29 protein-coding genes and 1 tRNA gene are annotated in these 26,686 nt (G+C 63.7%); 21 read left to right on the forward strand and 9 right to left on the reverse strand.

Annotation, left to right across the window (positions count from 1 at the left end; genetic code table 11):
• Positions 1-46: 46 nt before the first annotated feature.
• Positions 47-412, reverse strand: a complete 366-nt coding sequence (locus tag O1Y97_RS26270; protein WP_404801250.1) for an integrase core domain-containing protein — start codon at positions 410-412, stop codon at positions 47-49.
• A 55-nt stretch (positions 413-467) separates the two neighbouring features.
• A tRNA-Ser gene (locus tag O1Y97_RS05930) sits at positions 468-557 on the reverse strand.
• A 477-nt stretch (positions 558-1,034) separates the two neighbouring features.
• Here O1Y97_RS05930 and rplU point away from each other — a divergent pair.
• From rplU to O1Y97_RS05945, 3 genes are all read left to right on the forward strand, one after another.
• Positions 1,035-1,466 carry a 50S ribosomal protein L21 gene (gene rplU / locus O1Y97_RS05935; protein ID WP_108606441.1) on the forward strand — a complete coding sequence of 144 codons (432 nt, stop codon included), beginning with the start codon at positions 1,035-1,037 and terminating at the stop codon, positions 1,464-1,466.
• A 25-nt stretch (positions 1,467-1,491) separates the two neighbouring features.
• Positions 1,492-1,761, forward strand: a complete 270-nt coding sequence (gene rpmA, locus O1Y97_RS05940) for a 50S ribosomal protein L27 (RefSeq protein ID WP_318763443.1) — start codon at positions 1,492-1,494, stop codon at positions 1,759-1,761.
• Between the two features lie 121 nt (positions 1,762-1,882).
• Entirely contained in the window at positions 1,883-2,470 is a 588-nt protein-coding gene (locus O1Y97_RS05945) for a GNAT family N-acetyltransferase (protein ID WP_318763444.1), read from the forward strand.
• 8 nt (positions 2,471-2,478) lie between these two features.
• Here the strand turns inward: O1Y97_RS05945 and O1Y97_RS05950 are convergent, their stop codons facing one another.
• Positions 2,479-3,339: an endonuclease/exonuclease/phosphatase family protein gene (locus tag O1Y97_RS05950; protein ID WP_318763445.1), complete on the reverse strand. Its 861-nt coding sequence runs from the start codon at positions 3,337-3,339 to the stop codon at positions 2,479-2,481.
• 114 nt (positions 3,340-3,453) lie between these two features.
• Between O1Y97_RS05950 and obgE the strand changes: the two genes are divergently transcribed.
• From obgE to O1Y97_RS05970, 4 genes are all read left to right on the forward strand, one after another.
• A complete protein-coding gene (obgE, locus tag O1Y97_RS05955; RefSeq protein ID WP_318763446.1) occupies positions 3,454-4,491 on the forward strand; it encodes a GTPase ObgE in 1,038 nt (345 codons plus the stop codon).
• Positions 4,492-4,507: 16 nt separating this feature from the next.
• Positions 4,508-5,650 (forward strand): glutamate 5-kinase, encoded by a 1,143-nt coding sequence (gene proB / locus O1Y97_RS05960; RefSeq protein WP_108609666.1) that lies wholly within the window; start codon positions 4,508-4,510, stop codon positions 5,648-5,650.
• 3 nt (positions 5,651-5,653) lie between these two features.
• On the forward strand, positions 5,654-6,934 hold the full coding sequence (locus O1Y97_RS05965; RefSeq protein ID WP_108606446.1) for a glutamate-5-semialdehyde dehydrogenase: 1,281 nt from the start codon (positions 5,654-5,656) through the stop codon (positions 6,932-6,934).
• Between the two features lie 92 nt (positions 6,935-7,026).
• Complete coding sequence (locus O1Y97_RS05970) at positions 7,027-7,674, forward strand: nicotinate-nucleotide adenylyltransferase (protein WP_199914570.1); 648 nt, start codon at positions 7,027-7,029, stop codon at positions 7,672-7,674.
• A gap of 2 nt (positions 7,675-7,676) precedes the next feature.
• On the opposite strand, the gene O1Y97_RS05975 is transcribed toward O1Y97_RS05970, so the two are convergent.
• Positions 7,677-8,672 carry an MBL fold metallo-hydrolase gene (locus tag O1Y97_RS05975; protein ID WP_318763447.1) on the reverse strand — a complete coding sequence of 332 codons (996 nt, stop codon included), beginning with the start codon at positions 8,670-8,672 and terminating at the stop codon, positions 7,677-7,679.
• A gap of 135 nt (positions 8,673-8,807) precedes the next feature.
• The gene (locus O1Y97_RS05980; protein WP_318763448.1) at positions 8,808-9,638 is read right to left on the reverse strand and encodes an AraC family transcriptional regulator; all 831 of its coding nucleotides are present in this window, start codon (positions 9,636-9,638) and stop codon (positions 8,808-8,810) included.
• Between the two features lie 210 nt (positions 9,639-9,848).
• On the opposite strand from O1Y97_RS05980, the gene O1Y97_RS05985 reads away from it, so the two are divergent.
• From O1Y97_RS05985 to O1Y97_RS06030, 10 genes are all read left to right on the forward strand, one after another.
• A complete protein-coding gene (locus tag O1Y97_RS05985) occupies positions 9,849-11,099 on the forward strand; it encodes an MFS transporter (protein ID WP_318763449.1) in 1,251 nt (416 codons plus the stop codon).
• A 169-nt stretch (positions 11,100-11,268) separates the two neighbouring features.
• Positions 11,269-11,646: a ribosome silencing factor gene (gene rsfS, locus O1Y97_RS05990; protein WP_108606451.1), complete on the forward strand. Its 378-nt coding sequence runs from the start codon at positions 11,269-11,271 to the stop codon at positions 11,644-11,646.
• A gap of 17 nt (positions 11,647-11,663) precedes the next feature.
• Positions 11,664-12,146: a 23S rRNA (pseudouridine(1915)-N(3))-methyltransferase RlmH gene (gene rlmH / locus O1Y97_RS05995; RefSeq protein ID WP_108606452.1), complete on the forward strand. Its 483-nt coding sequence runs from the start codon at positions 11,664-11,666 to the stop codon at positions 12,144-12,146.
• A 122-nt stretch (positions 12,147-12,268) separates the two neighbouring features.
• A complete protein-coding gene (locus O1Y97_RS06000; RefSeq protein WP_318763450.1) occupies positions 12,269-13,588 on the forward strand; it encodes a murein hydrolase activator EnvC family protein in 1,320 nt (439 codons plus the stop codon).
• Position 13,589: 1 nt separating this feature from the next.
• Positions 13,590-14,918, forward strand: coding sequence for a S41 family peptidase (locus tag O1Y97_RS06005; protein WP_108606454.1), 1,329 nt, complete (start codon positions 13,590-13,592; stop codon positions 14,916-14,918).
• Between the two features lie 103 nt (positions 14,919-15,021).
• Entirely contained in the window at positions 15,022-16,173 is a 1,152-nt protein-coding gene (locus O1Y97_RS06010; RefSeq protein ID WP_318763451.1) for a divergent polysaccharide deacetylase family protein, read from the forward strand.
• A 6-nt stretch (positions 16,174-16,179) separates the two neighbouring features.
• The gene (locus tag O1Y97_RS06015; RefSeq protein WP_318763452.1) at positions 16,180-16,698 is read left to right on the forward strand and encodes an RNA pyrophosphohydrolase; all 519 of its coding nucleotides are present in this window, start codon (positions 16,180-16,182) and stop codon (positions 16,696-16,698) included.
• A gap of 286 nt (positions 16,699-16,984) precedes the next feature.
• Positions 16,985-17,413 (forward strand): nucleoside diphosphate kinase regulator, encoded by a 429-nt coding sequence (gene rnk, locus O1Y97_RS06020; RefSeq protein ID WP_055974756.1) that lies wholly within the window; start codon positions 16,985-16,987, stop codon positions 17,411-17,413.
• A 68-nt stretch (positions 17,414-17,481) separates the two neighbouring features.
• The gene (locus tag O1Y97_RS06025) at positions 17,482-18,024 is read left to right on the forward strand and encodes a GreA/GreB family elongation factor (protein ID WP_318763453.1); all 543 of its coding nucleotides are present in this window, start codon (positions 17,482-17,484) and stop codon (positions 18,022-18,024) included.
• Positions 18,025-18,144: 120 nt separating this feature from the next.
• Positions 18,145-19,401: a D-amino acid dehydrogenase gene (locus O1Y97_RS06030; protein ID WP_318763454.1), complete on the forward strand. Its 1,257-nt coding sequence runs from the start codon at positions 18,145-18,147 to the stop codon at positions 19,399-19,401.
• 4 nt (positions 19,402-19,405) lie between these two features.
• Here the strand turns inward: O1Y97_RS06030 and O1Y97_RS06035 are convergent, their stop codons facing one another.
• From O1Y97_RS06035 to O1Y97_RS06045, 3 genes are all read right to left on the reverse strand, one after another.
• Entirely contained in the window at positions 19,406-19,807 is a 402-nt protein-coding gene (locus O1Y97_RS06035) for a VOC family protein (RefSeq protein WP_318763455.1), read from the reverse strand.
• Positions 19,808-19,812: 5 nt separating this feature from the next.
• Positions 19,813-20,442, reverse strand: a complete 630-nt coding sequence (locus O1Y97_RS06040) for a transcriptional regulator (protein WP_318763456.1) — start codon at positions 20,440-20,442, stop codon at positions 19,813-19,815.
• Between the two features lie 150 nt (positions 20,443-20,592).
• Positions 20,593-21,474 (reverse strand): LysR family transcriptional regulator, encoded by an 882-nt coding sequence (locus tag O1Y97_RS06045; protein WP_318763457.1) that lies wholly within the window; start codon positions 21,472-21,474, stop codon positions 20,593-20,595.
• A 180-nt stretch (positions 21,475-21,654) separates the two neighbouring features.
• On the opposite strand from O1Y97_RS06045, the gene O1Y97_RS06050 reads away from it, so the two are divergent.
• Positions 21,655-23,151 (forward strand): CoA-acylating methylmalonate-semialdehyde dehydrogenase, encoded by a 1,497-nt coding sequence (locus tag O1Y97_RS06050; protein WP_108606462.1) that lies wholly within the window; start codon positions 21,655-21,657, stop codon positions 23,149-23,151.
• A 407-nt stretch (positions 23,152-23,558) separates the two neighbouring features.
• Positions 23,559-23,714: a hypothetical protein gene (locus tag O1Y97_RS06055; RefSeq protein ID WP_318763458.1), complete on the forward strand. Its 156-nt coding sequence runs from the start codon at positions 23,559-23,561 to the stop codon at positions 23,712-23,714.
• A gap of 12 nt (positions 23,715-23,726) precedes the next feature.
• Here the strand turns inward: O1Y97_RS06055 and O1Y97_RS06060 are convergent, their stop codons facing one another.
• Positions 23,727-24,374 carry a GntR family transcriptional regulator gene (locus tag O1Y97_RS06060; RefSeq protein WP_318763459.1) on the reverse strand — a complete coding sequence of 216 codons (648 nt, stop codon included), beginning with the start codon at positions 24,372-24,374 and terminating at the stop codon, positions 23,727-23,729.
• Positions 24,375-24,489: 115 nt separating this feature from the next.
• Between O1Y97_RS06060 and O1Y97_RS06065 the strand changes: the two genes are divergently transcribed.
• Both O1Y97_RS06065 and O1Y97_RS06070 read left to right on the forward strand, forming a co-directional pair.
• A complete protein-coding gene (locus O1Y97_RS06065; RefSeq protein WP_318763460.1) occupies positions 24,490-25,383 on the forward strand; it encodes a dihydrodipicolinate synthase family protein in 894 nt (297 codons plus the stop codon).
• 33 nt (positions 25,384-25,416) lie between these two features.
• Positions 25,417-26,670, forward strand: a complete 1,254-nt coding sequence (locus O1Y97_RS06070) for an NAD(P)/FAD-dependent oxidoreductase (RefSeq protein WP_318763461.1) — start codon at positions 25,417-25,419, stop codon at positions 26,668-26,670.
• Positions 26,671-26,686: the final 16 nt, after the last annotated feature.

The following is a 26,686-nucleotide window of genomic DNA, read 5'->3' on the forward strand; positions in this document are numbered from 1 at the left end:
CGGTGAGACCGTTTGGCGGCTTGGCTAAGGTGGATCTGGGTTGTTTCTACGCCGCCAATTGGTCCGTCATTTCGATGGTAGCATAGTCCTCATCAGGTGTCCTGCCGTTGAAGGATGAGTGTGGGCGTCGCCGATTGTAATAATCGATCCAGGAACCGATACCGCTGCTCCCGATCCCATCGGAGGATAGCAAGTCCGAGATGGCCGTAACCAATATCCTCGTCGGGACCGAACTATATGATCCGGCCGAAGCCGTCTCTGCTGCCTTGAAGTGGTGGGAGGCGTTCATCGAGAGGATCGAGTCGGGAGCTGCCGACGCCCGGCAAGCGGCACAGAGCGGGAAAAGGATGAAACGGCACTGAACAAAGGCGCAGATCAAGTTAATCGCGTCAAACTTTAGGACACAAGGCATTTAGCCTCGCCCTTAAACGATTGATTTGATGTCGCTTAATGGCCTCAGAAGGCAATGGCGGAGAGGGAGGGATTCGAACCCCCGATGGGCTTGCACCCATGCCGCATTTCGAGTGCGGTGCATTCGACCACTCTGCCACCTCTCCGCGGTCGTGATCGGCCGTTGCCGGCGCGGCGCACTAGATAGCGGCTCATCGCCTGTCGCACAAGGCCAAATATGACTGTTGTCGCGCGTCTTTTCCGGCGGCTCCGAATTGGCCTGCAAGACGCTGCGTCAGATGTCCGGGCAATCTGGCGACAGTGGCGGCGTAACTCGGTCTAAAGTCTCGCCCGCGCCGGTTTCAGGGGTGCCCGGTTGGCTTGTTCCTTGCGGTTCGAGCGCGTATCCAAAAGGTGGCATTCTCGGTGATGCCATATCGGGATCAGCCGTGCTATGCCGCCGGAAGGCCATTTTCCGGCCTGTTTGCCTTGACTCGATAGCAACCTTCGGTTACGGGACGCCCTGCATTCGGCGTGGAGGATTCTCTGCGCCGTTTGTTATGAACCCGTAACGACTGACAAAAAGACGGCCGGGACCGCTTCAAGTGGTTCAACAAGGTCGACCGAACAGCGAAAGGCATAAAATGTTCGCAGTCATCAAAACGGGCGGCAAGCAGTATCGCGTTGCCGCCAATGATGTGATCAAGATCGAGAAGCTCGTCGGCGTCGCCGGCGATACCGTTGAATTCGTCGAAGTGCTCGCCGTCGGCGAAGGCGACAACGCAGAGATCGGCGCGCCCTTCGTGGCCGGCGCCGTGGTGACGGCGGAAGTGGTCGAGCAGGGCCGCGCCAAGACCGTCATCGCCTTCAAGAAGCGTCGTCGCCAGAACTCGCGCCGTTCGCGCGGCCATCGCCAGCACCTGACCACTGTCCGGATCGCCGAGATCCTGACGGGCGGTGCGAAGCCTTCGAAGAAGGCGGCAGCCAAGATCGATGCCGTGGCCGAAGACGCCGCAGAGAAGCCCGCGAAGAAGGCAGCGCCGAAAAAGGCTGCAGCCGTCGCGGAATCAGAGTAATCAGAGCGACTGAAGGAGAACATCCATGGCACATAAAAAAGCTGGCGGTTCGTCGCGCAACGGTCGCGATTCAGAATCCAAGCGCCTTGGCGTCAAGAAGTTCGGCAGCGAAGCCGTGGTTCCCGGCAACATTATCGTTCGTCAACGCGGCACCACCTGGCATCCCGGCGTCAACGTCGGCATGGGCAAGGATCACACCCTTTTTGCGCTCGAAGCCGGCGCCGTGACCTTCAATAAAAAAGCCAATGGCCGAACCTACGTATCGGTTAATCCGATTCTCAAGGCCGCGGAGTAGCCGGTTCCGCACTACAACACCGGCGCCCCATCTCGGGAACCGGTGTCTGGCCAAGCCAGGAAAAGGATCAGGGGAGATGGGTCGCCATCTCCCCTTTTTCATTTCCTGGAGGATATTTGACATGGTTGCCGAGAAGGACGACGTCGAAGACGAAAGACTGTCGATCGACTGCCCGATACTGCTGACCGAACGGCTGGTGCTGCGGCCGCCGCACGAGGACGACGTCCCCGAGCTGGTGCAGCTTGCCGACAACCGGCATGTCGCCGAAATGCTGTCGCGCATGCCGCACCCCTATGGTGAAGCCGAAGCGCGTGCCTTCCTGTCGATGGCGCGCGGCCAGCGCGGTGGCGTGGTCTATGCGATCACGCTTGCCGACACCGGTGCCTTCGTCGGTTCGGCCGGGCTCAACTACACCGACCGCGGCCTCGAACTCGGCTACTGGATCGGCGAACCCTACTGGAAGCATGGCTACGCCACCGAGGCGGCGCACGCGCTGGTCGATCTCGCCTTCCGTGCGACCGACGTCAACGTGCTCAACGTCTCGTGCCGGGTCATCAATCCGGCGTCGCGCCGCGTCATCCACAAGTGCGGCTTCCAGTATGCCGGGCAGGGCATGCTGAACTCGATCGTCGCCGGCCAGGTGCCGGTCGAGCGCTACCGCCTCGACCGCAAGACCTGGGCGAGCCTCAGGTCGTGGGCACGCAGCTGAGGTGAGCGCTAGGCCAGTTCGAGCCACACCGGCTGGTGGTCGGAGCCTTGCGCATCTTTGTCGATGCGGATGGATTTGACCCTGGCGGCGAGCCCGGCCTGGACGAAGGCGTAGTCGATGAGGCGGGATTTTTCCGGATGGGTCGTGTCGGTCCAGGAGACCGATCCGTCCGGAACGCCGCCTGCCAGCGCATAGGCGTCGACAGGGTGGTGGGCGACGATCTGGGCGCCCTCCACCGTGTCGGGCGCGCCGGCCATGACGACATGCTCGGGTGAGCCGGGGACCATGTTGAAGTCGCCCATCAATATGAATTCTTCCGGGCAGGGGAGCTCGGGGAAGCCATATTCGACAGCGCCCGAGATGGCGCCGCCTTCCATCGGATAGGCGTAGACCCGCTCCTTGAGGTGGCGGATCTGCGCAACCCTCTCTTCGAGATTGACGTGGTCGAGATGCACCGAATAGACGCGCAACGGACCGGACGGCGCCATGACGAGCGCTTCCAGCGCCGCGCGCTGCAAGTTGCCGCGGCTCAAGCGCCGGCTGCGCGGCAGAAGCAGGTTGCGCGAAGAAACGATCGGCCAGCGCGACAGCACCATGTTGCCGAACTGCAGCCGTTTGTTTGCCGGCTTGCCGTCGTCGCCGATCATGCCGAAGTCGATGTCCATGGCGACGCCATAGACATGGAAGTAGTCGGGCAGCAGCCTCGCCAGACCCTCGACCATGTCGGCGCCATTGTTGCGCATGAAGTTGCGGGTCACCTCCTGCAGCGCGACGATGTCGGCACCTTCGACCGCGGCGGCAATGCGCCCGAGGTCGTAGCGTCCGTCGCGACCGACACCATATTGGGTGTTGTAGGTGACCAGTTTCATCTACTTCCTTTCCGTGCGCGGCTCCGCGCCCAATCCGCTCTCGCCCTTCGCCGCGCCTTGCGCTATGGCAAGTGCGCTGAAACAACGAAATAACAGCAGAAGACGAAGAGTCCGATGAAATTTCTCGATCAGGCCAAGGTTTACATCCGCTCCGGCAATGGCGGCGCGGGCGCAGTGTCGTTCCGGCGCGAAAAATTCATCGAGTTCGGTGGCCCGGACGGCGGCGACGGCGGCCGTGGCGGCGACGTCTGGCTGGAGGTGGTCGACGGTCTGAACACGCTGATCGACTATCGCTACCAACAGCATTTCAAGGCGCAGACCGGCGTGCACGGCATGGGCCGCAACATGACAGGCGCCAAGGGCTCCGACATCATCCTGAAAGTGCCCGTCGGCACGCAGGTCTATGAAGAAGACAACGAGACGCTGATCTGCGACCTGACCCAGGTCAGCCAGCGCTACCTGCTGGCCAAGGGCGGCAATGGCGGCTTCGGCAACCAGCACTTCAAGACCTCGACCAACCAGGCGCCGCGGCGCGCCAATCCCGGCCTTGAAGGCCAGGAGATGTGGGTCTGGCTCAGGCTCAAGCTGATCGCCGATGCAGGCCTCGTCGGCCTGCCCAATGCCGGCAAGTCGACCTTCCTCGCTTCCGTCACCGCGGCCAAGCCCAAGATCGCCGACTATCCGTTCACCACGCTGCATCCGGGCCTCGGAGTCGCCCGCATCGACGCGCGCGAGTTCGTCATCGCCGACATTCCCGGCCTGATCGAGGGCGCCCATGAGGGTGTCGGCATCGGCGACCGCTTCCTCGGCCATGTCGAGCGCACGCGCGTGCTGCTGCATCTGGTTTCGGCGCAGGAAGAAAACCCGGGCAAGGCCTACAAGGTGGTGCGCGGCGAGCTTGAGGCCTATGGCCATGGGCTGACCGACAAGATCGAGATCGTGGCGCTTTCCCAGGTCGACACGCTCGACCCGGACGAGCGCAAGAAGAAGATCGCTTCGCTGAAGCGCGCTGCCGGCCGCGCGCCGATCCTGCTGTCGGCGGTCACGCGCGAGGGCGTCGAGGAGACGCTGCGGGCGCTGATGAGCGTCGTCGAGGAAGCCCGCCTGGCAAGCGGCGATGTCGCACCTTCTGATGCGCGCTGGACGAAGTAGGCCGACCGACATGACGATCCCTTCGCTGCGGACCTACAAGCGCATCACCGTCAAGATCGGTTCGGCGCTGCTGGTCGATCGTTCGACCGGCCTCAAGCGCGAATGGCTGGCCTCGATGGCTGATGACATTGCAACGCTTGCAGAAAGAGGCGCCGACGTGCTGGTGGTGTCTTCGGGCGCCATCGCGCTAGGCCGCACCATTTTGGGCCTTGGCAAGCGTGCGCTGAAGCTCGAGGAGAGCCAGGCGGCGGCAGCCGTCGGCCAGATCGCGCTGTCCAGCGCATGGGCGGAAGAGCTTGGGCGCAAGGGTTTGAAGTCGGGCCAGATCCTGGTGACGCTCGGCGACACCGAGGAGCGCCGGCGCTATCTCAATGCGCGCGCCACCATCTCGACGCTGCTCAAGATGAAGGCCGTGCCCGTCATCAACGAGAACGACACGGTCGCCACCACCGAGATCCGCTACGGCGACAACGACCGGCTGGCTGCACGCATGGCGACCATGATGGGCGCTGATCTCCTGGTGCTTTTGTCCGATATCGACGGGCTCTACACCGCGCCGCCGGCGCATGATCCGAACGCCAGGTTCATTCCGGTCGTCGATCGCATCACGCCCGACATCGAGGGGATGGCCGGTGCCGCAGCCTCCGAGCTGTCGCGCGGCGGCATGCGCACCAAGCTCGACGCCGGCAAGATCGCCACCGCCGCAGGCACGGCGATGATCATCACCGCCGGCACGCGGCTGTCGCCGCTGATGGCGATCGAGCGCGGCGAGCGCGCCACCTATTTCCGCCCCAGCGGCAATCCGGTGAAGGGTTACAAGACCTGGATCGCAGGCCAGCTCGAGCCGGCAGGCCGACTGACGGTCGATGCCGGTGCTGTTGGTGCGCTATTGTCCGGAAAGTCGCTGCTGCCGGCGGGCGTGAAGCTGGTCAGCGGCAATTTCTCGCGTGGCGATACGGTGGCGATCCTGGCGCCCGAGGGGCGCGAGATCGCGCGCGGGCTGGTTGCCTATGACGCAGCGGATGCCGTAAGGATCGCTGGACTGAAAACGGCGGAAATCGAAACCGTGCTTGGCTACGAGGCGCGTTCTGCGATGGTCCATCGCGACGATCTCGTTGTCAGCCACGCGGATGCGGTTGTGGTGCAAGCGGAAGGGTAGGACATGCTGAAGGCGCATGAGAGCGGAGACACGACGCGGCTGATGACTGAGATCGGGCGCAAGGCCCGTGCTGCCGCCCGCCCACTCGCCATCGCCAGTGCCGAACGCAAGCATGCCGCCCTGATCGGCATGGCCGACGCTATCCTGCGCCGTCAGGAGGACATCCTCGACGCCAACGCCATCGACGTGAAGAATGGCGAGGAGGCCGGGCTGAGCGGCTCGTTCATGGACCGGCTGAAGCTGACGCCGGGCCGTATTCGCGACATGGCCGACGGCATCCGCGCCATTGCCGACCTCAGGGATCCCGTCGGCGAAGTGATTGCTGAATGGGACCGCCCCAACGGGCTGCATATCGAGCGCGTGCGCACGCCGCTCGGCGTCATCGGCGTGATCTACGAGAGCCGTCCCAACGTGACTGCCGATGCCGGCGCGCTCTGCCTCAAGGCCGGCAATGCGGTAATCCTGCGCGGCGGCTCGGATTCGCTCAATTCGTCGCTGGCGATCCATGCCTGCCTGGTCGAGGGGCTGAACGCGGCCAAGCTGCCCGAGGATGCGATCCAGTTGGTGCCGGTGGCAGACCGTGCCGCGGTCGGCGAGATACTGAAGGGCCTGTCGGGCAATCTCGACGTCATCATCCCGCGCGGCGGCAAGAGCCTTGTCGAGCGCGTCCAGAACGAGGCGCGGGTGCCGGTGTTCGCCCATCTCGAAGGCATCTGCCATCTCTACATCGACAAGTCGGCCAAGCTCGACATGGCGGTGGGCATTGCCGTCAACGCCAAGATGCGGCGCACCGGCATTTGCGGCGCGGCCGAGACCCTGCTTGTCGATCGCGCGGTTGCCGCGACCCATCTGGTGCCGGTGCTGGAAGCGCTGCGCAAGGCGGGTTGCGAAATCCATGCCGACGAGGAGGTCCTGGCTGCTTTCAATGATGCCAAGCCGGCGACCGATGCAGATTGGGTGACCGAGTATCTCGACGCCATCATCTCGGTGAAGCTTGTCGACGGCGTTGCCGGCGCCATCGAGCATATCGAGACGTTTTCCTCGCACCACACCGAGGCGCTCGTCGCCGAGGATGCCAAGGCCGTGGAGCGCTTCTTCAACGAAATCGACTCGGCGATCCTGCTGCACAACGCCTCCACGCAGTTCGCCGACGGCGGCGAGTTCGGCATGGGTGCCGAGATCGGCATCGCCACCGGCAAGATGCATGCGCGAGGGCCGGTCGGCGTCGAGCAGCTGACCTCGTTCAAGTACCGCGTGCGCGGCACCGGCCAGCTCAGGCCGTGACGGAAAGCATCGGGCTGGTGTGACGGCTTTGCGCGCAATCACCCCCCTCTGCCCTGCCGGGCATCTCCCCCTCAAGGGGGGTGCCTAGCGCCATGCTCTCCTCCCTGGAGCCGCCAGTTCCCCAAAAATACCTGCGCATGCCGCATGCGATGAAGGGCATGCAGGTCGGGCTGTTCGGCGGCTCGTTCAATCCGCCGCATGCCGGCCATGGCCTCGTCGCCGAAATCGCCATGCGCCGCCTGCAGCTCGACCAGCTGTGGTGGATCGTCACCCCGGGCAATCCGCTGAAAAGCACGCGCGAACTTGCGCCGCTGGCAAAGCGGATCGAACTCTCGGAGCAGATCGCCAAAGACCCGCGCATCAAGGTCACCGCCTTCGAGGCGAGGCACAATGTGCGCTACACCGCCGACACGCTGGCGCTGATCAAGGCGCGAAATCCGGGCGTCGATTTCGTCTGGATCATGGGGGCCGACAATCTGCGCGATTTCCACCGCTGGCAGCGCTGGCGGCAGATCGTCATGACCTTTCCGATCGCGGTCATCGACCGGCCGGGGGCGACGCTGTCGTTCCTGTCGTCGGCGGTCGCCAAGACCTTCGACTATGCGCGCGTGGACGAGGGCGACGCGCCACGCCTGGCGCGAATGAAGGCCCCGGCCTGGACCTTCATCCACGGGCCGCGTTCGCTGCTGTCGTCGACGGCGCTGCGGAACGGCACGGCCAAGGACAAGCCTAGGTCCTGAGCCTAGTCCCGGAGGGTCGGCAGCGGCCGATCCTTGTAGTACTCTTGGAGACTCTCCAGATTGGACTGGTGGACGTGCCTATAAGGCTTCCACACGCTTATCCATCCCTTCGTAAGGGACTCCTCGACAGCCGTCTCCAGCGGCATCGTTAGAAAATCGGCGTCCTTGGCTCTCAGGGTCATATTCCGCAGGTAGATTTTCGTGGCGTCGATCAGAGTGTCGTCGTAACCGCCCTTCTCGATTACGTCGATGTTCCCATGGTTGGGGTAGATGCGGGCGATCCCGAATTGCTTCAATGCTTCGAGATTGTCGATCTGAGCGGGCACGCTAGCTGGCGTAGAAATATACACGAGCGTGTCCTCCATAGTATCTCCGGCAAGTAGGATCTTGTCGGCAGGAAGGAAGGCCACCAGGCTGTCCGGCGTATGTATGTCGACATTGTGAAGTTCGACCTTCACGTCGCCGACCATGACTTCCATCTTTCCTTCGAACACCTTGTTGGGAAGAACGAGGGGCAGGATAGCGGGCGGCCCCCAGAGATTTCCGCTTTCGATGGCCGCACGCTTTTCAAGGAGGCTCTCCAGCGTCCCCTTGCTCGCGATGATGGGGGCATTCGCATATGTGCCGTTACCGCCGATATGATCGAGATGGTAGTGGCTGTTCACGACGGTGATCCGCTTGATTCCCATCTGCTCAAGATGGTCGCGAACCCATTTCGACTGCTGCATGGTCGGAAACGTATCCCACACCAGGGCTTCGTCACCGCGATAGATCGCATAGGTCGCTACGCCGAGATCCATGGACCCGCTGTCAGCCCAATTCTCAGTTCCTCCAGTTTTGGGTGGCGTCGACGGTCTGCCATCGTAGAACGCCAACATGTAGTCCGTCACCTTGATGACACGGATATCCGAGTTGATCTGTGCATTCGCCGTTCCGGCGGCAAGTGCCGCACCGAACAAAAGAATGCCCAGCAGTTTTCGCAGTTCCGGTAACAACATTTCTCCCCCACTCCCTCACGTTCGCGCAGCCAGACAGCACAAGTCATGCGTTCTCCCAGCAAGGAGACATGAATTTCCGTCAGGTCGGCCAGTTAAGTGATCTCGATATGTGATCACAATAGACGGCGTTGTCAACTAAGTCTTGATTGGGATCCAGAGTTCGTAGCCGCCATGACCCGTCTCCGGATCGAAGCTCTCGGGGTAGAGCTCGAAATTCGGGCCGTCGGCGGCCTGGTGTCCGGAGTCCGGCAGCCACTTGCTCCAGACGGTGTGGGTGATGCGCCGGATCATCGAGATGTGGTCGGTGGTGGCGAACACGGCATAACGCTGCGGCGGAATGCGGAGGCGGCCGTATTCCGACGTCAGGCCGGAGAAGTCGGAGACCTCGACGCTGGCGATGTATTCGAAACTGTCGTCGTCGAAATTGCAGCAGACGCCGTAGCCGACCATGCCCTTCTGGCCGGGAACGCTGCCGAAATGCGGTCCAAAACGCTGCCACAGCGCAGGTATGCCGTGGCTCGTTTCGCTGGTGTAGCGCTCACTGAAGCCGGCGATGAGCAAGGCGCCGCCGTCGACAAAGCGCGACGGGGCAAGGTTTTCGACAAAGGTTTCGTCCATCTTGAGATGCTCCACATATTCGGGTTGGGGAACGGTGCCATTGGCGCGTACGTCCTCGGGCGTCTGCCCGAAGCGGTCGCGGAAGGCCCGGGTGAACGCCTCATGCGAGCCGTAACCGGCGTCGAGCGCGGCCGCCAATATGTCGGGCGCTCCCCTGGCCAGCGAATGCGCTGCGTCGGTCAGGCGGCGGGCCCTGATGTAGCCCATGATCGAATGGCCGGTGGCGGCCCCGAAGGCGCGGGACATGTGAAAGCGCGAGACACCGCCGATGGCGGCTATCTCGTCGAGCCCGATGTCGCTGGAATAGTGGCTTTCGATGAACCAGATGGCTTTCTGAACAGGGGTCATTGGTCTTTCCGGCACAAGGATGCCCCCGATATGCCCGCTTGCGGGGCGGTCCATTTGATCGTGCTTGCTGCCGGCGTTCTTTTTGCGCCGATGTCGATGGCAAAACGCGGGCCGCCGGCCTTTGATCCAGCCCGCTATATCGGCCGAGCCAGCGCCGTCCATGTCGCAATTGCAGCTGCGTAAATGCCACAGGCAGGCGAGACTTGGTACATGGATCAGCGGGACGATGTTGCGGGTGCGGTAGATGAGGGCGAACAGACGCCGGCCATAGCCGTTGCCGGCGTGATCCTGGCAATGGCGCTGGTTGCCGTCGGCAACGGGCTGATGTTCGGCTACATTCCCATCAGCCTGGGAGCGGCGGGTTATGCGCCAACCTGGGCAGGTTCGATCCTGACCGGCCTGTCGGCCGGCGGTCTCGCCGGCTGCCTGCTCACCGGCATGCTGGTTCGCCGCGTCGGCCATGCCAGGGCCTACATGGTGTTTTCCGCGCTGATCGTGCTGTCCAACGTGGCGATAGGGGCGGGCACCTATCCTGTCATTTGGATCGCGGCGCGGGTGCTCTACGGCTTTGCCATATGCGGATTGTTCATCGTCGCGCAGAGTTGGCTCAACGATGCCGTCGGCAACGACATTCGCGGCCGGGTCATGGCGATCTTCTATGTCGCCTACGTCGTCGGCCTGGGCGTCGGTTCGTTCCTGCTGCGCTTCGTCGACATCTCTGGCGCAGATGCGGCGCTGCTTGGCATCGCCTTCAATGCGATTTCCATCCTGCCGGTGGGGCTCACGCGCCTGCGCCAGCCGCCGGCGCCGCAGGCGGCTTCGGTCGCCCTGGCCCGTGCCTGGCGCATCTCGCCCGTCGGCGTCGCCGGCATGCTGGCCGTCGGCGGCGTGTCGATGCTGGTTACCGGTTTCGCACCGATCCATGCGACGGCCAGCGGCTTCAGCCAGCAGGAGGTGGCGACGCTGTTGTTTGCCATGCCGCTCGGCACGCTGTTGTTCCAGATACCGTTCGGCTGGATTTCCGACCGCACCGACCGGCGTCATGTTCTGGTGGCGGCCGGACTGCTGGTGGTGATCGGCGGCCTTGCCGCAAGCCGTTTCGACGGTAGCGCCCTGCCGATCATGGTTGCGATCTATGTCGTGTGGAGTGGAGCGAGCGAATCGATCTATTCGCTGTCGAGCGCGCATGCCAGCGACCGGGCCCACAAGGACGACCTGGTGGCGCTGTCGAGCAGCATGCTGTTCGCCTGGTCGCTGTCAGGTTTCGTCGTGCCCGGCCTCGGCACCGTGCTGACCGCGATCTACGGCACCCAGGCCTTCATGCACGTGGCGGTCGTGATAGCTGCCTTGTTCACGGCGTTCGTCCTGTGGCGGCTCCGCATCAGCCGCGCCGTACCGGCGGGTGAAGCGGGCAGCTTTTCGCCGATGTCCGCGCAGTTGCCGCCGTCTGTCGATCCGTAGGGAAAGTGGTGCACGGCCGGCCTTGGGAGATCAACTTGTTGGCCCTTGTCTTGAAACTGTACCCCAACTCTGCCTATCTAACTGGTGTTACCCGAGTTCAGGGTGATTTGGTTGTTCCTGTCGGAAAGGAAAGACACTGAGAACAGCACTTCGGAAGAGGGCGGAAATCCTGCCTTCGCCGGCCGGGATAGGCGAAATCGACGCCGTTGCCCGCGCCATCAAGACAGTCCTTGCCAGTCTGGAAGACTCCAAGGCCGAAGACATCGTCTCCATCGACATTCAGGGGAAATCGAGCCTGGGCGACTACATGGTCGTAGCCTCGGGCCGGTCGCACCGTCATGTCGCGGCGGTAGCCGATCATCTCCTCAAGGCGCTGAAGGATGCCGGCCTCGGCACGCCCCGCGTCGAGGGCATGTCGGGCGCCGACTGGGTGCTCATCGATTCCGGTGATGTCATCGTGCACGTCTTCCGGCCCGAGATTCGCGAGTTCTACAACATCGAAAAGATGTGGCAGGCACCGGATCTCGAGGAAGAAACGGTTCATTGAACCGTTAGACGACAGGGATGAAGGTCGCGATACATGCCGTGGGCCGGATGAAAGCCGGCCCCGAGAAGGAGCTTGCCGACCGCTATCTCGACCGGTTCTCGAAAAGCGGCGGGCCGCTTGGCCTCGATTTTTCAGGGGTCGCCGAGATTGCCGAAAGCCGGGCGCAGAACGTCGATGAACGGCGGCGTGAGGAAGCCGACAGGCTGCGCGCCCAGATGGTGTCCGGAACGGCACTGATCCTGCTCGACGAGCGCGGCAAGAACCTCTCATCACAACAATTCGCCGACAAGATCGCTTCGCTGCGCGATGGCGGCCAGCGCGGGCTGATGATCGCCATCGGCGGCCCAGACGGCCATGACGAGGCGCTGCGCAACGAGGCGCAAATGCTGATCTCGTTCGGTGCCGCCACCTGGCCGCACCAGATGGTGCGCATCATGCTCGGCGAGCAGCTCTATCGCGCCGCGACCATTCTTTCAGGGCATCCGTACCATCGCGCTTGAGTGCCCGGAATTCGACAAAATGGCGGGGCAAAAGTCCACATGCGGTCGCGCCCGGCAAACATGGTTGATGGTTCGTTAACGATGCCGCCGCTAAGGTCGCAGACATAGAACCGGATCATCGCATGGCGCGGAATTTTCCCCTGAAGGCGTGGCTTCAGCCATGCCGCGGCATCGTCGCGGCGGGTTGGATTGCACTCGCCTGCGGGGCCGCGTCCGCCCAGATGGGGCCGCCCTTGCCCGACCCCGACAGGACGCGATCGGAACTCGAAAACCTGTCGCGCGACATCCAGGTTTCGTCCGAACGTCGCGAGAAGCTGGCAGCCGAAATCGCCCAGGTGAAAAAGGACCACGCCTCGATCACCGCGGTGCTCATCCAGTCGGCCAAGACCGAACGCAAGCTTTCGCAGGACATCGAAGACATCGCCGGCAAGCTCGAAGGGCTGAAGGAGCAGGAGGCAGGCATCCGCACTTCGCTCAACATGCGCAAATCCGTGCTGGCCGAGGTGCTCGGCGCGTTGCAGCGCATGGGGCTCAATCCGCCGCCAGCGATCCTGGTCAAGCCGGAGGATGCATTGTCATCGGTGCGCAGCGCCATCCTGCTCGGCGCGGTGGTGCCTGAACTGCGATCCGAGACCGAGATCCTGATGGCCGACCTCAGGGAATTGTCGCGGGTCGTGACCTCGATCGAAGGCGAGCGCGACCGACTGACCACGGCGATGACTGCGCAAGCCGGCGAAAAGGCGCGACTCGATCTGCTGCTCGAAGCCAAGAGCCGGCTGCGCTCGAATACCGAGACTGCACTTGCCGAAGAATCCAAAAATGCAGCCCAACTGGCCGCGCGCGCCGACAGTCTCAAAGATTTGATCGCTTCGCTCGACAAGCTGGCGGCCAAGAAAGCAGCCGATGCGGAGGCCGCGAGGAAGGCTGCCGAAGAGGCGGCAAAAGCTGCAAACGAACCGGTCGTCGCGGCAGTGCCGGAAGCCAACCAACTTGTTGCTTCCGCTCCATTTTCCGTTCTTCAAGGGCAAGTTTCGCTACCGGTCACGGGACGCATCAAGCGCCGCTTCGGCGCCGACGACGGCATCGGCGGAACCATGCTCGGGGACATGGTTGCGACACAATCGGGCGCCATCGTGACCGCTCCGGCGGATGGAAGCGTTCTTTATGCGGGGCCTTTCCGCTCCTATGGTCAACTCTTGATCCTCAATGCTGGCGACGGCTATCATGTCGTCCTGGCGGGGATGAGCAGAATCACCGTTGCGCCGGGTCAGTCCGTACTAGCTGGCGAACCGATCGGTGCGATGGGAGAGGCGAGGGTGGCGAGCACCTCTGCCTCTGACAATGCGAATGCGACGCCGGAACTCTATGTCGAGTTCCGCAAGGATGGAAAACCCGTCGATCCGACCCCGTGGTGGGCGGACCGCACCTCTGGAAGGACATGAAATGATGCGTAAACTGTCGCTTCTGCTTGCCGGGGCGCTGATGGGAGCCACGGCCATGGGCCTGGTGTATGGTGCGCCAGGCTCGACGGCAAACGCGGCAGGTTCAGAAACCTACCGCCAGCTCGCCATCTTCGGCGACATCTTCGAACGCGTGCGCGGCCAGTATGTGACCCCGCCGGACGAGAAGTCGCTGATCGAGAATGCCATCAACGGCATGTTGACGTCGCTCGACCCGCATTCATCGTATCTCAACGCTGAAGCGGCCAAGGACATGCGCGTCCAGACCAAGGGCGAATTCGGCGGCCTCGGCATCGAGGTGACGATGGAGAACGAACTCGTCAAGGTCATCACCCCGATCGACGACACCCCTGCCGCCAAGGCGGGCGTGCTGGCCGGCGACTTCATCTCCAAGATCGATGGTGAGGAAGTTCGCGGCCTGACGCTGAACGACGCGGTCGAGAAGATGCGCGGACTGGTCAATACGCCGATCAAGCTGACGATCCTGCGCGAAGGCGCCGACAAGCCGATCGAGATTTCGATTATGCGCGACGTCATCAAGGTCAAGGCGGTCAAGTTCCGCGTCGACAATGATGTCGGCTACATGAAAATCACCTCGTTTACCGAGAAGACGTTCGACGACCTGCAGAATGCCATCGAGCAGATCAAGAAGCAGGTGCCGGACGACAAGCTCAAGGGCTACGTGCTCGACCTGCGCCTCAACCCGGGCGGTCTGCTCGACCAGGCGGTCAGCGTCTCCGACACATTCCTCGACCGCGGCGAGATCGTCTCGACGCGTGGTCGCGATCCGAAGGACATCACGCGCTTCGATTCGCGTGCCGGAGACGACATCGACGGCAAGCCGCTGATCGTTCTGGTCAACGGCGGTTCGGCGAGTGCTTCGGAAATCGTGGCGGGCGCGTTGCAGGACCACCGCCGGGCAACCGTGGTGGGCACGCAGTCCTTCGGCAAGGGGTCGGTGCAGACCATCATACCGCTGGCCGAGAACGGTGCGCTCCGCCTTACCACGGCGCTCTATTACACGCCGTCGGGCAAGTCGATCCAGGGCAAGGGCATCACGCCCGACATCAAGGTCGATCAGCCGCTGCCGGCCGATCTGCAGGGTCGCGACGTGACCCGCGGCGAATCGGAGCTCAAGGGCCACATCAAGGGTGCCGAGGAGAGCGATACCGGTTCGGGTTCGGCTGCCTATGTGCCGCCGGAGCCGAAAGACGATCTGCAGCTCAACTATGCGCTCGAGCTGCTCCGCGGCCAGAAGACCGATCCGGCATTCCCGCCGAATCCGGACAAGGCCGTGATGAACAACCAGTAAGCAATGGCCAGCGAAAAGCTGGCCTGCGTAGCTGGGCAATGCGATGCTGCCGGGACCGCAAGGTTCCGGCAGTTTGATTCGGGGGCTAGCCGCAGGGCACGGCGTGGTAAAGAACGACAAGGAAATCGACCGTCCGCTCGGACAGACGCCAGGGCGTCGTTCCGGAGGTGTGCGTGCGCCCCGGCTGCGCAAGGGGCCGGTTGTCGCCGGGATTTGCCTGTTGGCGGTCGTCGCGGCTTCGGCGGCTATCGCGCTGCGCGACAAGCCGTTTCGGGCGCCCGAGGTTGTTGCCGTGGCCAAACCGGAGGCGGTTTCAGTCCCGGTCGAGGCGTTGGCGGCGAAGCCATCGAACCCAGCCTCCAACGGCGGCCCGGCGATCATCAAGGTCAATCCAACCGAAGGCGGTGGCGCCATCGTCATTCGCGACCCGTCGGCGGTGGGGCAGAACCCGCGGATGGCGCACCTTCCCGACAAGGCGCTGATCGAAGACAGCGCGACCGGGCCGTTGCCCATCCGCGCGGCCGACGGCCGGCGGGCGTTCGACGTTTATGCGGGGGCGTGGTCTGGCGCGCGCGGCGCACGGGTGGCGATCGTCATCGGCGGGCTCGGCCTGTCGCAGACCGGAACGCAAGAAGCGATCGGCAAGCTGCCGCCCGAGGTGACGCTGGGGTTTGCGCCGCAAGGCAACAGCCTTGGACGCTGGATGCAGACGGCGCGGCGCGAGGGCCACGAGATCGTCATGCAGGTGCCGCTCGAGCCGTTCGATTTTCCCAACGTCAATCCCGGCCGCAATACGCTGACCGTCGACGCGAGCGCCGACGAAAACCTCAAGAACCTGCGCTGGACGCTGTCGCGCACGACCAATTATACCGCCGTGATGAGCTATATGGGCGCGCGTTTTTCGACGAGCCCCGAAGCGATGGGCCTGCTGATGGCAGAACTCGGCAAGCGCGGCATCGGCTATGTCGACGACGGCTCGTCGGCGCGCAGCCTGGCGCCCGAGCAGGCGTTGAAGAACGGGGTGCCGTTCGCGGCAGGAGACGCAGTCATCGATGCCGTTCAGGATCGCGGCGCGATCCTGAACAAGCTCGACGAACTGGAGCGGACGGCCCGCGCCAAGGGCTTTGCCATCGGCACGGGCAACGCTTTCGATGTCACCGTCGATGCGGTGGCGTCATGGGCTAGCGAGGCGCGCAAGCGTGGCATCGAGATCGTGCCGATCTCGGCGGTCGCGAGCGATCCGGAACGAGGATAGGAAGTGATGTCGAAGAACAAGATCGCTCCGGAGGATCTGCCTTACCGTCCTTGTGTCGGCATCATGGTGCTGAATGCCAAGGGCCTGGTCTGGGCAGGGCGCCGCATTGCCGAGCCCGACAGCGAATTGTCCGATACCAACCAGCTCTGGCAGATGCCGCAAGGGGGTATCGACAAGGGCGAGGAGCCCTATCCGGCAGCGACGCGCGAGCTCTACGAGGAAACCGGCATGCGCAGCGTCACGCTGCTCGCCGAGGCTCCTGACTGGATCAACTACGACCTGCCGCCGCATCTCCTGGGCGTTGCGTTCAAGGGCAAATATCGTGGCCAGACGCAAAAATGGTTTGCCTTCCGCTTCGAGGGCAATGAGAACGAGATCGCCATCGACCCACCTCCGGGAGGGCATTCTGCCGAGTTCGACCGCTGGGCATGGAAGCCGATGGTCGAGCTGCCGGAGCTGATCGTGCCGTTCAAGCGCAGGGTCTATGACGAGGTCGTGGCGGCGTTCAGGCACCTCGTGGCATAGGCCCGGGGCCGCTGCCCTTGACAAGCCGTGCCGGGTCAGCGACCCTTCACGCATGTGCACCATCGCTCATATCGGCAGTTTTGCCCTGTTTCGGGTCTGCCCCATCGCGGGATCCTAGCCCCGGCTCGGTCGCCATGCGACTTCCGAGCCCTTGGGGCACATTCTTCAACGCATAAAATCATGAGCAACGAACCGCATTGCGGTTCGGCTTGAACATTTAGGTAGTCCGTTCCGCGGACGACCGGTTGCGCGCGTTCATATCGAAGCGCTGGCCGGGTGAGTATCCATGAGGCTTCCATTGCGCCAGAACATCAAGCAGCGTCGCGAGCACGAGATCGTGCTGAGCGAAAGCGACCACGCCAAGCTGACCGGGCTTGCCGAATCCAGCCTCGACCGGCTGCCCGAAATTGCCGAAGAGCTGCTCTCGGAAATGGATCGGGCCAAGATCAAGCCGCTCAGCCGCATCCCGGCCAATGTCATCCGCATGGGCTCGAAGGTGACGTTCCGCAGTGGCGACGGCGAGGTCAAGACAGTCACGCTGGTCTATCCAGGCAAGGCCGATATCGCCGAGGGCAAAGTGTCCATCCTGACCCCGGTCGGTGCAGCATTGATCGGCCTGCGCGAGGGCCAGTCGGTTGCCTGGACCTCCAGGGCCGGCCGCCGCCTCGAGATCGAGATCGTTTCGGTGGAAGCACCAGTCGAAGGCGTCAACTGACCGCCCGTCCAACCCAGTTCCGAACTGTGCGAGTGCAGGGCCGATGGCAGCACTTGCGGAGACACGCCATGACCGAATGTCAGTTGACGACCAAGGACTTCGCCATCGTGAAAACGATGCTCGACCGCCTGGCCTGGTCGGGTGGCCCGCTCGTTGCGCTGCTGCGTCGCAAGCTCGCTTCGGCGCAGGTGGTGTTCTCCAACGAAGCGGACGCCGACGTGGTGACGCTGAACAGCCGAGTCACCTTTAGCGTCGACGGTGGCGCGCCTCACACCCGCATCGTTGCGCATGGGCCGATGGATGGCATGGTCGGCCAGATCATTCCGATCACCGTGCCGCGCGGCCTGGCCCTGCTTGGCTTGCGCAAGGGCCAGTCGGTTTCGGTCGATTGCGGCCGCGGCGCGACCGAGACCATCCGGGTCGACGAGATCCATTATCAGCCGGAAGCGGCCCGCCCGGCAATCACGGCGCCGGAAGTCGACCCCGAAACATCCATCCGTCGCTTCCCGGTGCTGGTGTTCAGCGCCGATGCGCCACAAACACTTGGCGCGCAGAAAAAAATCCGGCACAGCTCCAGCAATGGCGATGATCCAGGCCCTTCGGCGGCTTGAGGAGGCGCCCCCTACCGCATTGCGCATCCCCAAGCTGCGCAACAGCGCAGTAGGATCTTGTGTTTGTGCATGGTCCCCTCCGAAAATCTGATATCGGAGGGACAAGCACCTGGGGGCGCAATGAAGGTCATAGTCGTCGGCGGCGGCGTCATAGGGGTGACGACTGCCTATTATCTTGCCGAGGCGGGGCATGAAGTGGTCGTCTGCGATCGACAGAAGGCGCCGGCGCAGGAGACCAGCTTTGCCAATTCGGGCGAGATCTCGCCCGGCTATGCCTCTCCTTTGGCTGCTCCCGGCGTGCCGCTCAAGGCGCTCAAATGGCTCGCCATGAAGGACGGGCCATTCTCCTTCCGGCCGAAATTCGATCCCAAGATGTGGTTGTGGCTGGCGAGGATGCTGCGCAACTGCACGGCGGCTCGCTATGCCGCCAACAAGGCGATCATGATGCCGCTCGCCGAATACAGCCGCGACATGCTACGGGTGCTGCGCGAAGGTACCGACATCTCCTACGACGAGCGTAGCCAAGGCACGTTGCAGCTGTTTCGCACCCAGCAACAGCTCGACGCCATTGCCTCCGATGTCGCGGTGCTCGACAAGTTTGAGGTGCCTTACGAAATTCTCGACGCGGCGGGCTGCATCGCGGCCGAACCGGGCCTGGCCGGGGGGCATCAGAGGATAGCCGGCGGCCTGCGGCTGGCTGATGACGAGACCGGCGATTGCCGGCTGTTCACCGAGCGCCTTGCGGAGCTTTGCGCGCAACGCGGTGTCGTCTTCCGGTTCGGCAATGGCGTCCACTCGCTGGACCATAGGGATGGCCGGGTCCGGCAGATCGATTCCACCGACGGTCACATTCGGGCCGACGCCGTGGTGCTGGCCACCGGCAGTTATACGGAACGCTTCATGCGCAAGCTGCATCAGCGTGTGCCTATCTATCCGCTCAAGGGCTACTCATTGACCGTTCCGGTCGCGGATGCGCAAAGTGCTCCGGTTTCAACCGTCATCGACGAAACCTACAAGGTCGCCATCACCCGGCTCGGCGATCGCATCCGCATCGGCGGCACGGTGGAGATGTCGGGCTTCGACCTGACCTTGTATGAATCGCGTCGCGCCCCACTCGAACGGTCGCTGCGCGAACTGTTTCCGGACGCAGGCGATCTGCGCGAGGCGCATTTCTGGTGCGGCTTGCGGCCGATGACACCTGACGGGCCGCCCATTGTCGGCCGGACCAAGCTGACGAACCTCTACATCAATTCCGGCCACGGCATGCTTGGCTGGACGATGGCCTGCGGCTCGGGGAAAATCCTGGCCGACACGATCTCCGGTCGCGAGCCGGAGATCGACGTCAGGGGCCTCGGCCCCGAGCGCTATTGGGCCTGAGTTTTCACGCGACCTTCTTCAGCGAGCGCGGCACTTCCGTCGTCTGGTACATCGAGATGACGTGGCCGTCAGGATCGGCGAATTCCGACGACCAGCCGCCCGGCGCATGACTCACCGGGGTGACGATGGTCACGCCCTTGCCGGCCAGCGACGAGACGATGTCGTCGATGCCGCCGTCGGCGATTTCGAAGACGATGATGGGGGAGTTGCCCGGGTGCGATTCCATCTTGAAGAAGATGAGGTCGACGCCGTTGACGGTGCTTGCGATGAGCCAGTCGCCCTCGCCCTCTCCGTCGCCCTCCATGCGCTGGACATCCAGCCCCATGACGTCGCGGTAGAAGGCCTCGGTCCTGTCGATATCTGAGACATAGTAGCAGATGTTGCCGAGTTTGCGTTTGCCGAACATTTTGGTCACTCCGTGATTTCGGTTGCACGTCTGTTGAGTTGCCGTGGCATAGGGTTTTGTGAGGTGCCGATCACAAAAAGATGCCCGTCGGGGTCGTGGCTTGCGAGCAGGGCGCCTGGTTGCTTCGTGATCGCCAGCAAGGAGCGCCGGATGCTTCCGAAGGCGAGCGCCCCGGCCAGGCCGGGGATTTCCGCAATGGGATCGCCGCCAAAGGCCAGCCAGCGCCGCCGGATCTCGGCGATGCGCTGGCGAAGTGCCGGGTCGGCAAGGCGCTGCAGCCAGGCGATTTCCTGCCGCGTGTGACCGGTCAGGGCCAGCAGCGTCGTCGTGCGCAGGCTGGGCGGCAAGGTTGCCACGAAACGCACAGGCACGGTTTCGGGACTGGTCGGGTCGCAACTGCCGGCAGCAAGCGGCGCCTCGCGCTTTCGGCGCCGCACGGTCGAACGCGCATCGAAGGCGGCGCGGCGCCGCAGCGCGCCTTCCAGCCAGCGTCGGTTCTCGATCTTCGACAGGTCGGTGCGCCCCGCTTCGAGCGCCGCGACAAGGACCGTTTGAAGCAGGTCCTCAGCCTCGTCGGCGCGTCGTGTGGCGCGCCGGGCCTTGCGCAGCAATTCTGCGTAGGGGCGGGGCAGCAAATCGGGTTCCTCGTATGGAATGCGTGCATAACCCCGAAAATAGGAACCGATTTTCGGAAAGGATCATGCACATTTCAAAAATGCCACAGCGTCCTACCAATTGGACGCGGCGCTGTATTGTTAGCGGATGTGCGAGATTGTCGGAAGGGACTAGATGAAAAGGGCCCGTTCGCGCTCCACAGCCTTGGTGATGAAGCCCGCCACCGTCTGGATGCGGCGCAGCGGCCGCACGGACTCGTGGTAGACCAGCCAGTAGGCGCGGCGGATGGGTGCGATGGCCGTCACCGGTACGATCTCGGCAATCGTGCGGGCAATGAAGGTGTGCAGGATGCCGATGCCGGCGCCCGAGCGCACGGCCTCGACCTGTCCGAGCGCGGACGAAATCGAAAAGGCGGACTCCCAGGAGGGGCTGAACTCGGCGGCATAGTCGAGCGACGGGCTGACCACGAGGTCCGGCACGTAGCCGATCAGGCGGTGGGCTGAAAGCTCTTCGCGCGAGGTGGGCAGGCCGTGTTCATCGACATAGGCGCGCGAGGCAAACAGGCCGAGCGAATAGTCGACGAGTTTGGCTGCCACCAGCCTGCCTTCGCTGGGCCGCTCGGTGGTGATGGCGATATCGGCTTCGCGTCGCGACAGCGAAAAGGTCCTCGGAACCGGTACCAGCTGGATGCGCAGGTCGGCGTGCTGGGCCGTCAGCGCGCCCAGGCGCTGCGCCAGGAAGGCGACGCCAAAGCCGTCGGGGGCGCCGATACGCACGGTGCCCGACACCTCGTCGCCTTCGCCTGAAATCTCGGCGCGGGCGGTCAGCATGTCGGCTTCCATGCGCTCGGCGACCTCAAGGAAGCGCTCGCCCGCCGGCGTCAGTTCGCTGCCGGTGGTCAGCCGTCGGAACAGCTTCGTCTTCAACGCCTCCTCGAGTGCGGCCACGCGACGCGAAACCGTTGCGTGGTTGAGCTCCAGGCGGCGCGCAGCACCCAGGATCTGGCCGGAGCGGGCGACAGCGAGGAAGATGCGTACGTCGTCCCAGTTCATCGGCGGTTCCCATGGTGAAGGCGAGGAAGGCTGCAGTCCGTTCACCCTACTATGCGTGAAATCGCATTCAAGCTCCCTGCGTACTTTATTCCATGCACAACGGTTGCGTTCGCCCTCGCGTTGCAAAGGCGCGTGTTAAGCGGGACAATGGGCCATCATCAAGGAATTGGGAGAGAAGCAATGGTCGACTACGGTCATTTCATCGGCGGCAAGCATGTTGCCGGCACCAGCGGACGCAAGCAGGACGTGCTGCAGCCGATGGACGGCTCGGTGCGCGCCACCGTGGCACTTGCCTCGGCGCAGGAACTGCGCGCCGCTGTCGAAAACGCCAAGGCAGCGCAGCCGGCATGGGCGGCGACCAATCCGCAGCGCCGCGTGCGCGTGCTGATGCGCTTCCTCGAACTGGTCAACAAGGAATACGACTCGCTGGCCGAACTGCTTGCTCGCGAGCACGGCAAGACCATTGCCGACGCCAAGGGCGACATCCAGCGCGGCCTTGAAGTGGTCGAAGTCTGCATCGGCGCCCCGCACATGATGAAGGGCGAGTTCACTGATGGCGCGGGCCCCGGCATCGACGTCTACTCGATGCGCCAGGCGCTCGGCGTCGTCGCCGGCATCACCCCGTTCAACTTCCCGGCAATGATTCCGTTGTGGAAGATCGCTCCGGCGATCGCCTGCGGCAACGCCTTCATCCTGAAGCCGTCCGAGCGCGATCCGGGCGTGCCGATGCGTATCGCCGAGCTGTTTCTCGAAGCGGGTCTGCCCGCCGGCATCCTCAATGTCGTCAATGGCGACAAGACGGTGGTCGACGCGATCCTCGACGATCCTGACATCAAGGCTGTCGGGTTCGTCGGCTCGACGCCGATCGCGCAGTACATCTACAGCCGCGGTTGCGCCAACGGCAAGCGCGTGCAGTGCTTCGGCGGTGCCAAGAACCACATGATCATCATGCCCGATGCGGACATGGACCAGACCGTCGACGCGCTGATCGGCGCCGGCTACGGCTCGGCCGGCGAGCGCTGCATGGCGATCTCGGTGGCCGTGCCCGTCGGTCACGACACGGCCGAGCGGCTGATGGAAAAGCTCGTCCCGCGAGTCGAAAGCCTGAAGGTCGGGCCTTCGACCGACTCCTCGGCCGATTTCGGTCCGGTGGTGACGCGCGAGGCGCTCGAGCGCATCAAGGGTTACGTCGACATCGGCGTCAACGAAGGCGCCAAGCTGGTCGTCGACGGCCGCGGCTTCAAGATGCAGGGCTACGAGAACGGCTTCTACATGGGCGGCTGCCTGTTCGACCATGTCACATCGGACATGCGCATCTACAAGGAAGAGATCTTCGGCCCGGTGCTATCGGTCGTCCGCGCGCCCTCCTATGAGAACGCGATCAAGCTCGCCAACGACCACGAGATGGGCAACGGTGTTGCCATCTTCACCCGCGACGGCGACGCTGCACGCGATTTCGCATCCCGTGTCCAGGTCGGCATGGTCGGTATCAACGTGCCGATCCCGGTGCCGATCGCCTACTACACCTTCGGCGGCTGGAAGGCCTCTTCCTTCGGCGACCTGAACCAGCATGGCACCGATGCCTTCCGCTTCTACACCAAGACCAAGACGGTGACGTCGCGCTGGCCGTCTGGCGTCAAGGACGGTGCGGAGTTCGTCATCCCGACGATGAACTGATCTGCTGAAACGTTAGAATGAGAGACGGCCCGGAACTCGCTTCCGGGCCGTTTTGTATGGGCCTTGCCGTCTGTTTCCAGGGTCACCATTTCGAATCCAGGGAGCGCGATGATGCTCCCCTGTGACAGACCGGAAACAGAAAGGAGCGACGCGATGAAGACGTCGGAGCCGGGCTGGATCGTTCCGGTGGCGTGAGGCGACCGATGGCCTCCCTTTGCCGGGATGCGATGGCAAAGGAGGTGCCACATGGCACGCAATTGTTTGTTTCGATGGTTCAAGGTGGCCGCGCTTGGCGCGGTACTGACGTTGACGGCAGTTCCTGCCCAGGCGCAGTTCGTCTGCGACACACACGATGCTCTGGTCTTGCGGCTGGCCGAGGCTTTCAAGAAAAGCAGATCGGCTATGGCGTGGTTGGAAACTCGGCCGTCATCGAGGTTTTCGTTTCGGCGACCGGTACCTGGACCATGCTGATGACCGACGTCAGGGGCCGGAGCTGCATCGTTGCTGCCGGTGACGGCTGGGAGAGCACGCTCGCGGTAGCCGTCAATGGCGGGCAGGCGTGATCTTTGACCGGTCTAGCGCGTAGCGGCGGCCTCGGCGTGGGCGCGCAGCATCGACATCAGCCGCTCAGCGTCCTGGGCAGCGCCATCCTCGTCATGCTCGAGGATCGAGCGGATCAACGCGACGTGGTGCTCTGCCGATGCGGCGAGCCCGGTGTCGCGCTGGTAGCGGAACCAGAAGCGGCGGCTGTGGGTCTGCAACGGTGCCGCAAGCCGGGCGGCGAAATCATTGTCGGCGGCGAGCGCCAGCGCGTCGTCGAGCGCCTTGTCGGCTTCGAGGAAGCCGAGCACGTCGGCTGATATCACCGCCTTCTGCATGGCCAGGGCCGCGGCATGGAACTGGTTGGCGGCGTCGCGGGTGACGAAACGTGCCGCCGATCGGGCCAACACCACCTCGATGCCACGGCGCGCGTCGAGCACGCGCAGCCAGTCGCCGGGATGCAGCGGCGCGATCGCCAGTCCGGCGCGCGGCCTGATCTCGACAAGCCCTTCCCATGCCAGTCGCTGGATCGCCTCGCGCACGGGCGTGCGGCCAAGGCCGAGCCGGTCGATCAGCCCGCCTTCGGTGGCGACGCTGCCGGGAGCGAGTTCAAGCGTGACGATCAGCCGTTCCAGCTCGTGATAGGCGCGTGTCGCTGCCGGTTCCAGTTTCTCAACTTGCATGATCGAATCGTTTGAAAGCGTAATGATATATTTTTGATATATCAGAGCCGAATCCGGATTGACAGCACTGGTTTTCTCGACATATATCACTGATATATCAGACGGAGGAAGCGCCATGTGGGCCGGAGTCATTCCAGCAGTCACCACCAAGTTCACCGCGGACGACCGCCTCGACCACGCCGAGATGGAGCGCTGCTTTGCGCTGCAGATGGAGGCGGGATGCGACGGCCTGATCGTCGCCGGCTCGCTCGGCGAGGGCCCGATGCTGTCGCATGACGAAAAGATCGAAGTGCTGAAGACCGCCCAGATGGTCGCCGCCGGCAAGCCGGTGCTGCTGACCGTCAACGAGGCCGGCACGCGGGAGGCTGCAGCGATCGCCAAGCGCGCCGCCAAGGAAGGCGCGTCCGGGCTGATGGTCGTGCCGAGCCCGATCTACCACACCAATCCGGAAGAGACGGTGGCAGCCCTTCGCGCCGTGGCCGAGGCCGGCGACCTGCCGGTCATGATCTATTCCAATCGTCTCGCCTACCGGGTCGACGTCACCGTCGACCAGATGGAGGAGCTGGCGTCTGACAAGCGCTTCGTCGCGGTCAAGGAATCGTCCGACGACATTCGCCGGTCGACCGAGATCATCAATCGCCTGGGCAACCGCTACGACCTGTTCACCGGCGTCGACAATCTTGCCTTCGAAGCGCTGTCGGTCGGCGCCATCGGCTGGGTCGCGGGCCTGGTCGTCGCCTTCCCGCGCGAGACTGTCGCCATCTACCAGCTGATGAAGCAGGGCCGCCGCGAAGAGGCGCTCGCCATCTACCGCTGGTTCCGCCCGCTGCTCGATCTCGACGTCTCGACCTATCTGGTCCAGAACATCAAGCTGGCGGAGGTGCTGGCGATCGGCTCCAATGATCGTGTGCGCATGCCGCGCAAGCCGCTTTCCGGCGAGCGTCGCAACGCGGCCGAGAAGATCATCAAGGATGCGCTGGCGATCCGGCCCAAACTGCCGTCGTTCTGATCGGGGAGGGGAGACCCCGGGGAGGAGCAAAGCATGAACGCAGCGGTCGAGGAGATCGACATCGCCATCATCGGTGCCGGCATCGTCGGCATCGCGGCAGCTGCCTATCTCGTCGCTGCCGGGCGCAAGGTGACGGTGTTCGATCGTACCGGCATCTGCGAGGAAACCAGCTCCGGCAATGCCGGGGCTTTCGCCTTCTCTGACGTGCTGCCGCTCGCCCACAAGGGCATGATGCGCAACGTGCCGAAATGGCTGGCCGATCCGCTCGGCCCGCTCAGCATCCCGCCTGCCTACCTGCCAAAGCTCTTGCCCTGGCTCTATCGCTTCTGGCGTGCCGGCGCGCCGGCCGGTTATGAGGCGAGCCTTGCGACGCAAGCAGGGTTGATGAAGCTCGCCGAGCAGGAATGGGTGTCGCTGATGGCGCGTTCCGGCACCGGCTCGCTGCTGCGCGAAGACGGCTCGCTCGAGCTTTACGAGAGCGAGGCGGAGTTCAAGGAGGCGCTACCGAGCTGGGCAGCACGTGACTGTTTCGGCATCGCCTATCACCATCTCGACAGGGGCGAACTCGCCGACTACCAGCCCGGCCTTGCCGACCGTTTCACGCGCGGCACTTTCGTGCCAGTCTGGAAGACCGTCTCCGATCCAAAGGATCTCGGCAAGTCGATCTGGCGCCACGCCGAAACCAACGGTGCGGCCTTCGTCAAGGGAGATGTCGGGCTGGTTCGTCCGGCCGGCGACCGCGTCCTGATCCAGCTCAAGCAGGGTCGCACACTTTTTGCGCAAAAGGTGCTGATTGCTGCCGGGGCCTGGTCGCATCTGCTTGCGCGCCAGCTTGGCGATGTCATCCCGCTCGAAACCGAGCGCGGCTACAACACCACGCTTCCGACCACTGCCTTCGACGTGAAGCGTCAACTCATCTTCCCGGGCCACGGCTTCGTCATCACCCCGCTCGCCACCGGCCTGCGTGTCGGCGGGGCGGTCGAGCTCGGCGGCCTTTCGCGGGCGCCGAACTATGCCCGCTCGAAAGCGATGCTAGAGAAGGCCAAAATGTTCCTGCCGGGACTGGATCCGTCAGGCGGGCGCGAGTGGATGGGCTTCCGCCCGTCGCTGCCCGACTCGCTGCCGGTCATCGGCGGCTCCCGCAATCACCCCAACGTGCACTACGCCTTCGGCCATGGTCACCTCGGCCTGACCCAGGCGGCGGCCACCGGCCGGCTGGTGCGGGACCATATGCTGGGCCAAAAACCAGCGCTCGATCTCACCCCCTTTTCGGCCCAACGTTTCTGACGCAAGGTATCTCCCA

Origin of the sequence: Aminobacter niigataensis (genome assembly GCF_946995915.1) — a bacterium.
Classification (GTDB): domain Bacteria; phylum Pseudomonadota; class Alphaproteobacteria; order Rhizobiales; family Rhizobiaceae; genus Aminobacter; species Aminobacter niigataensis.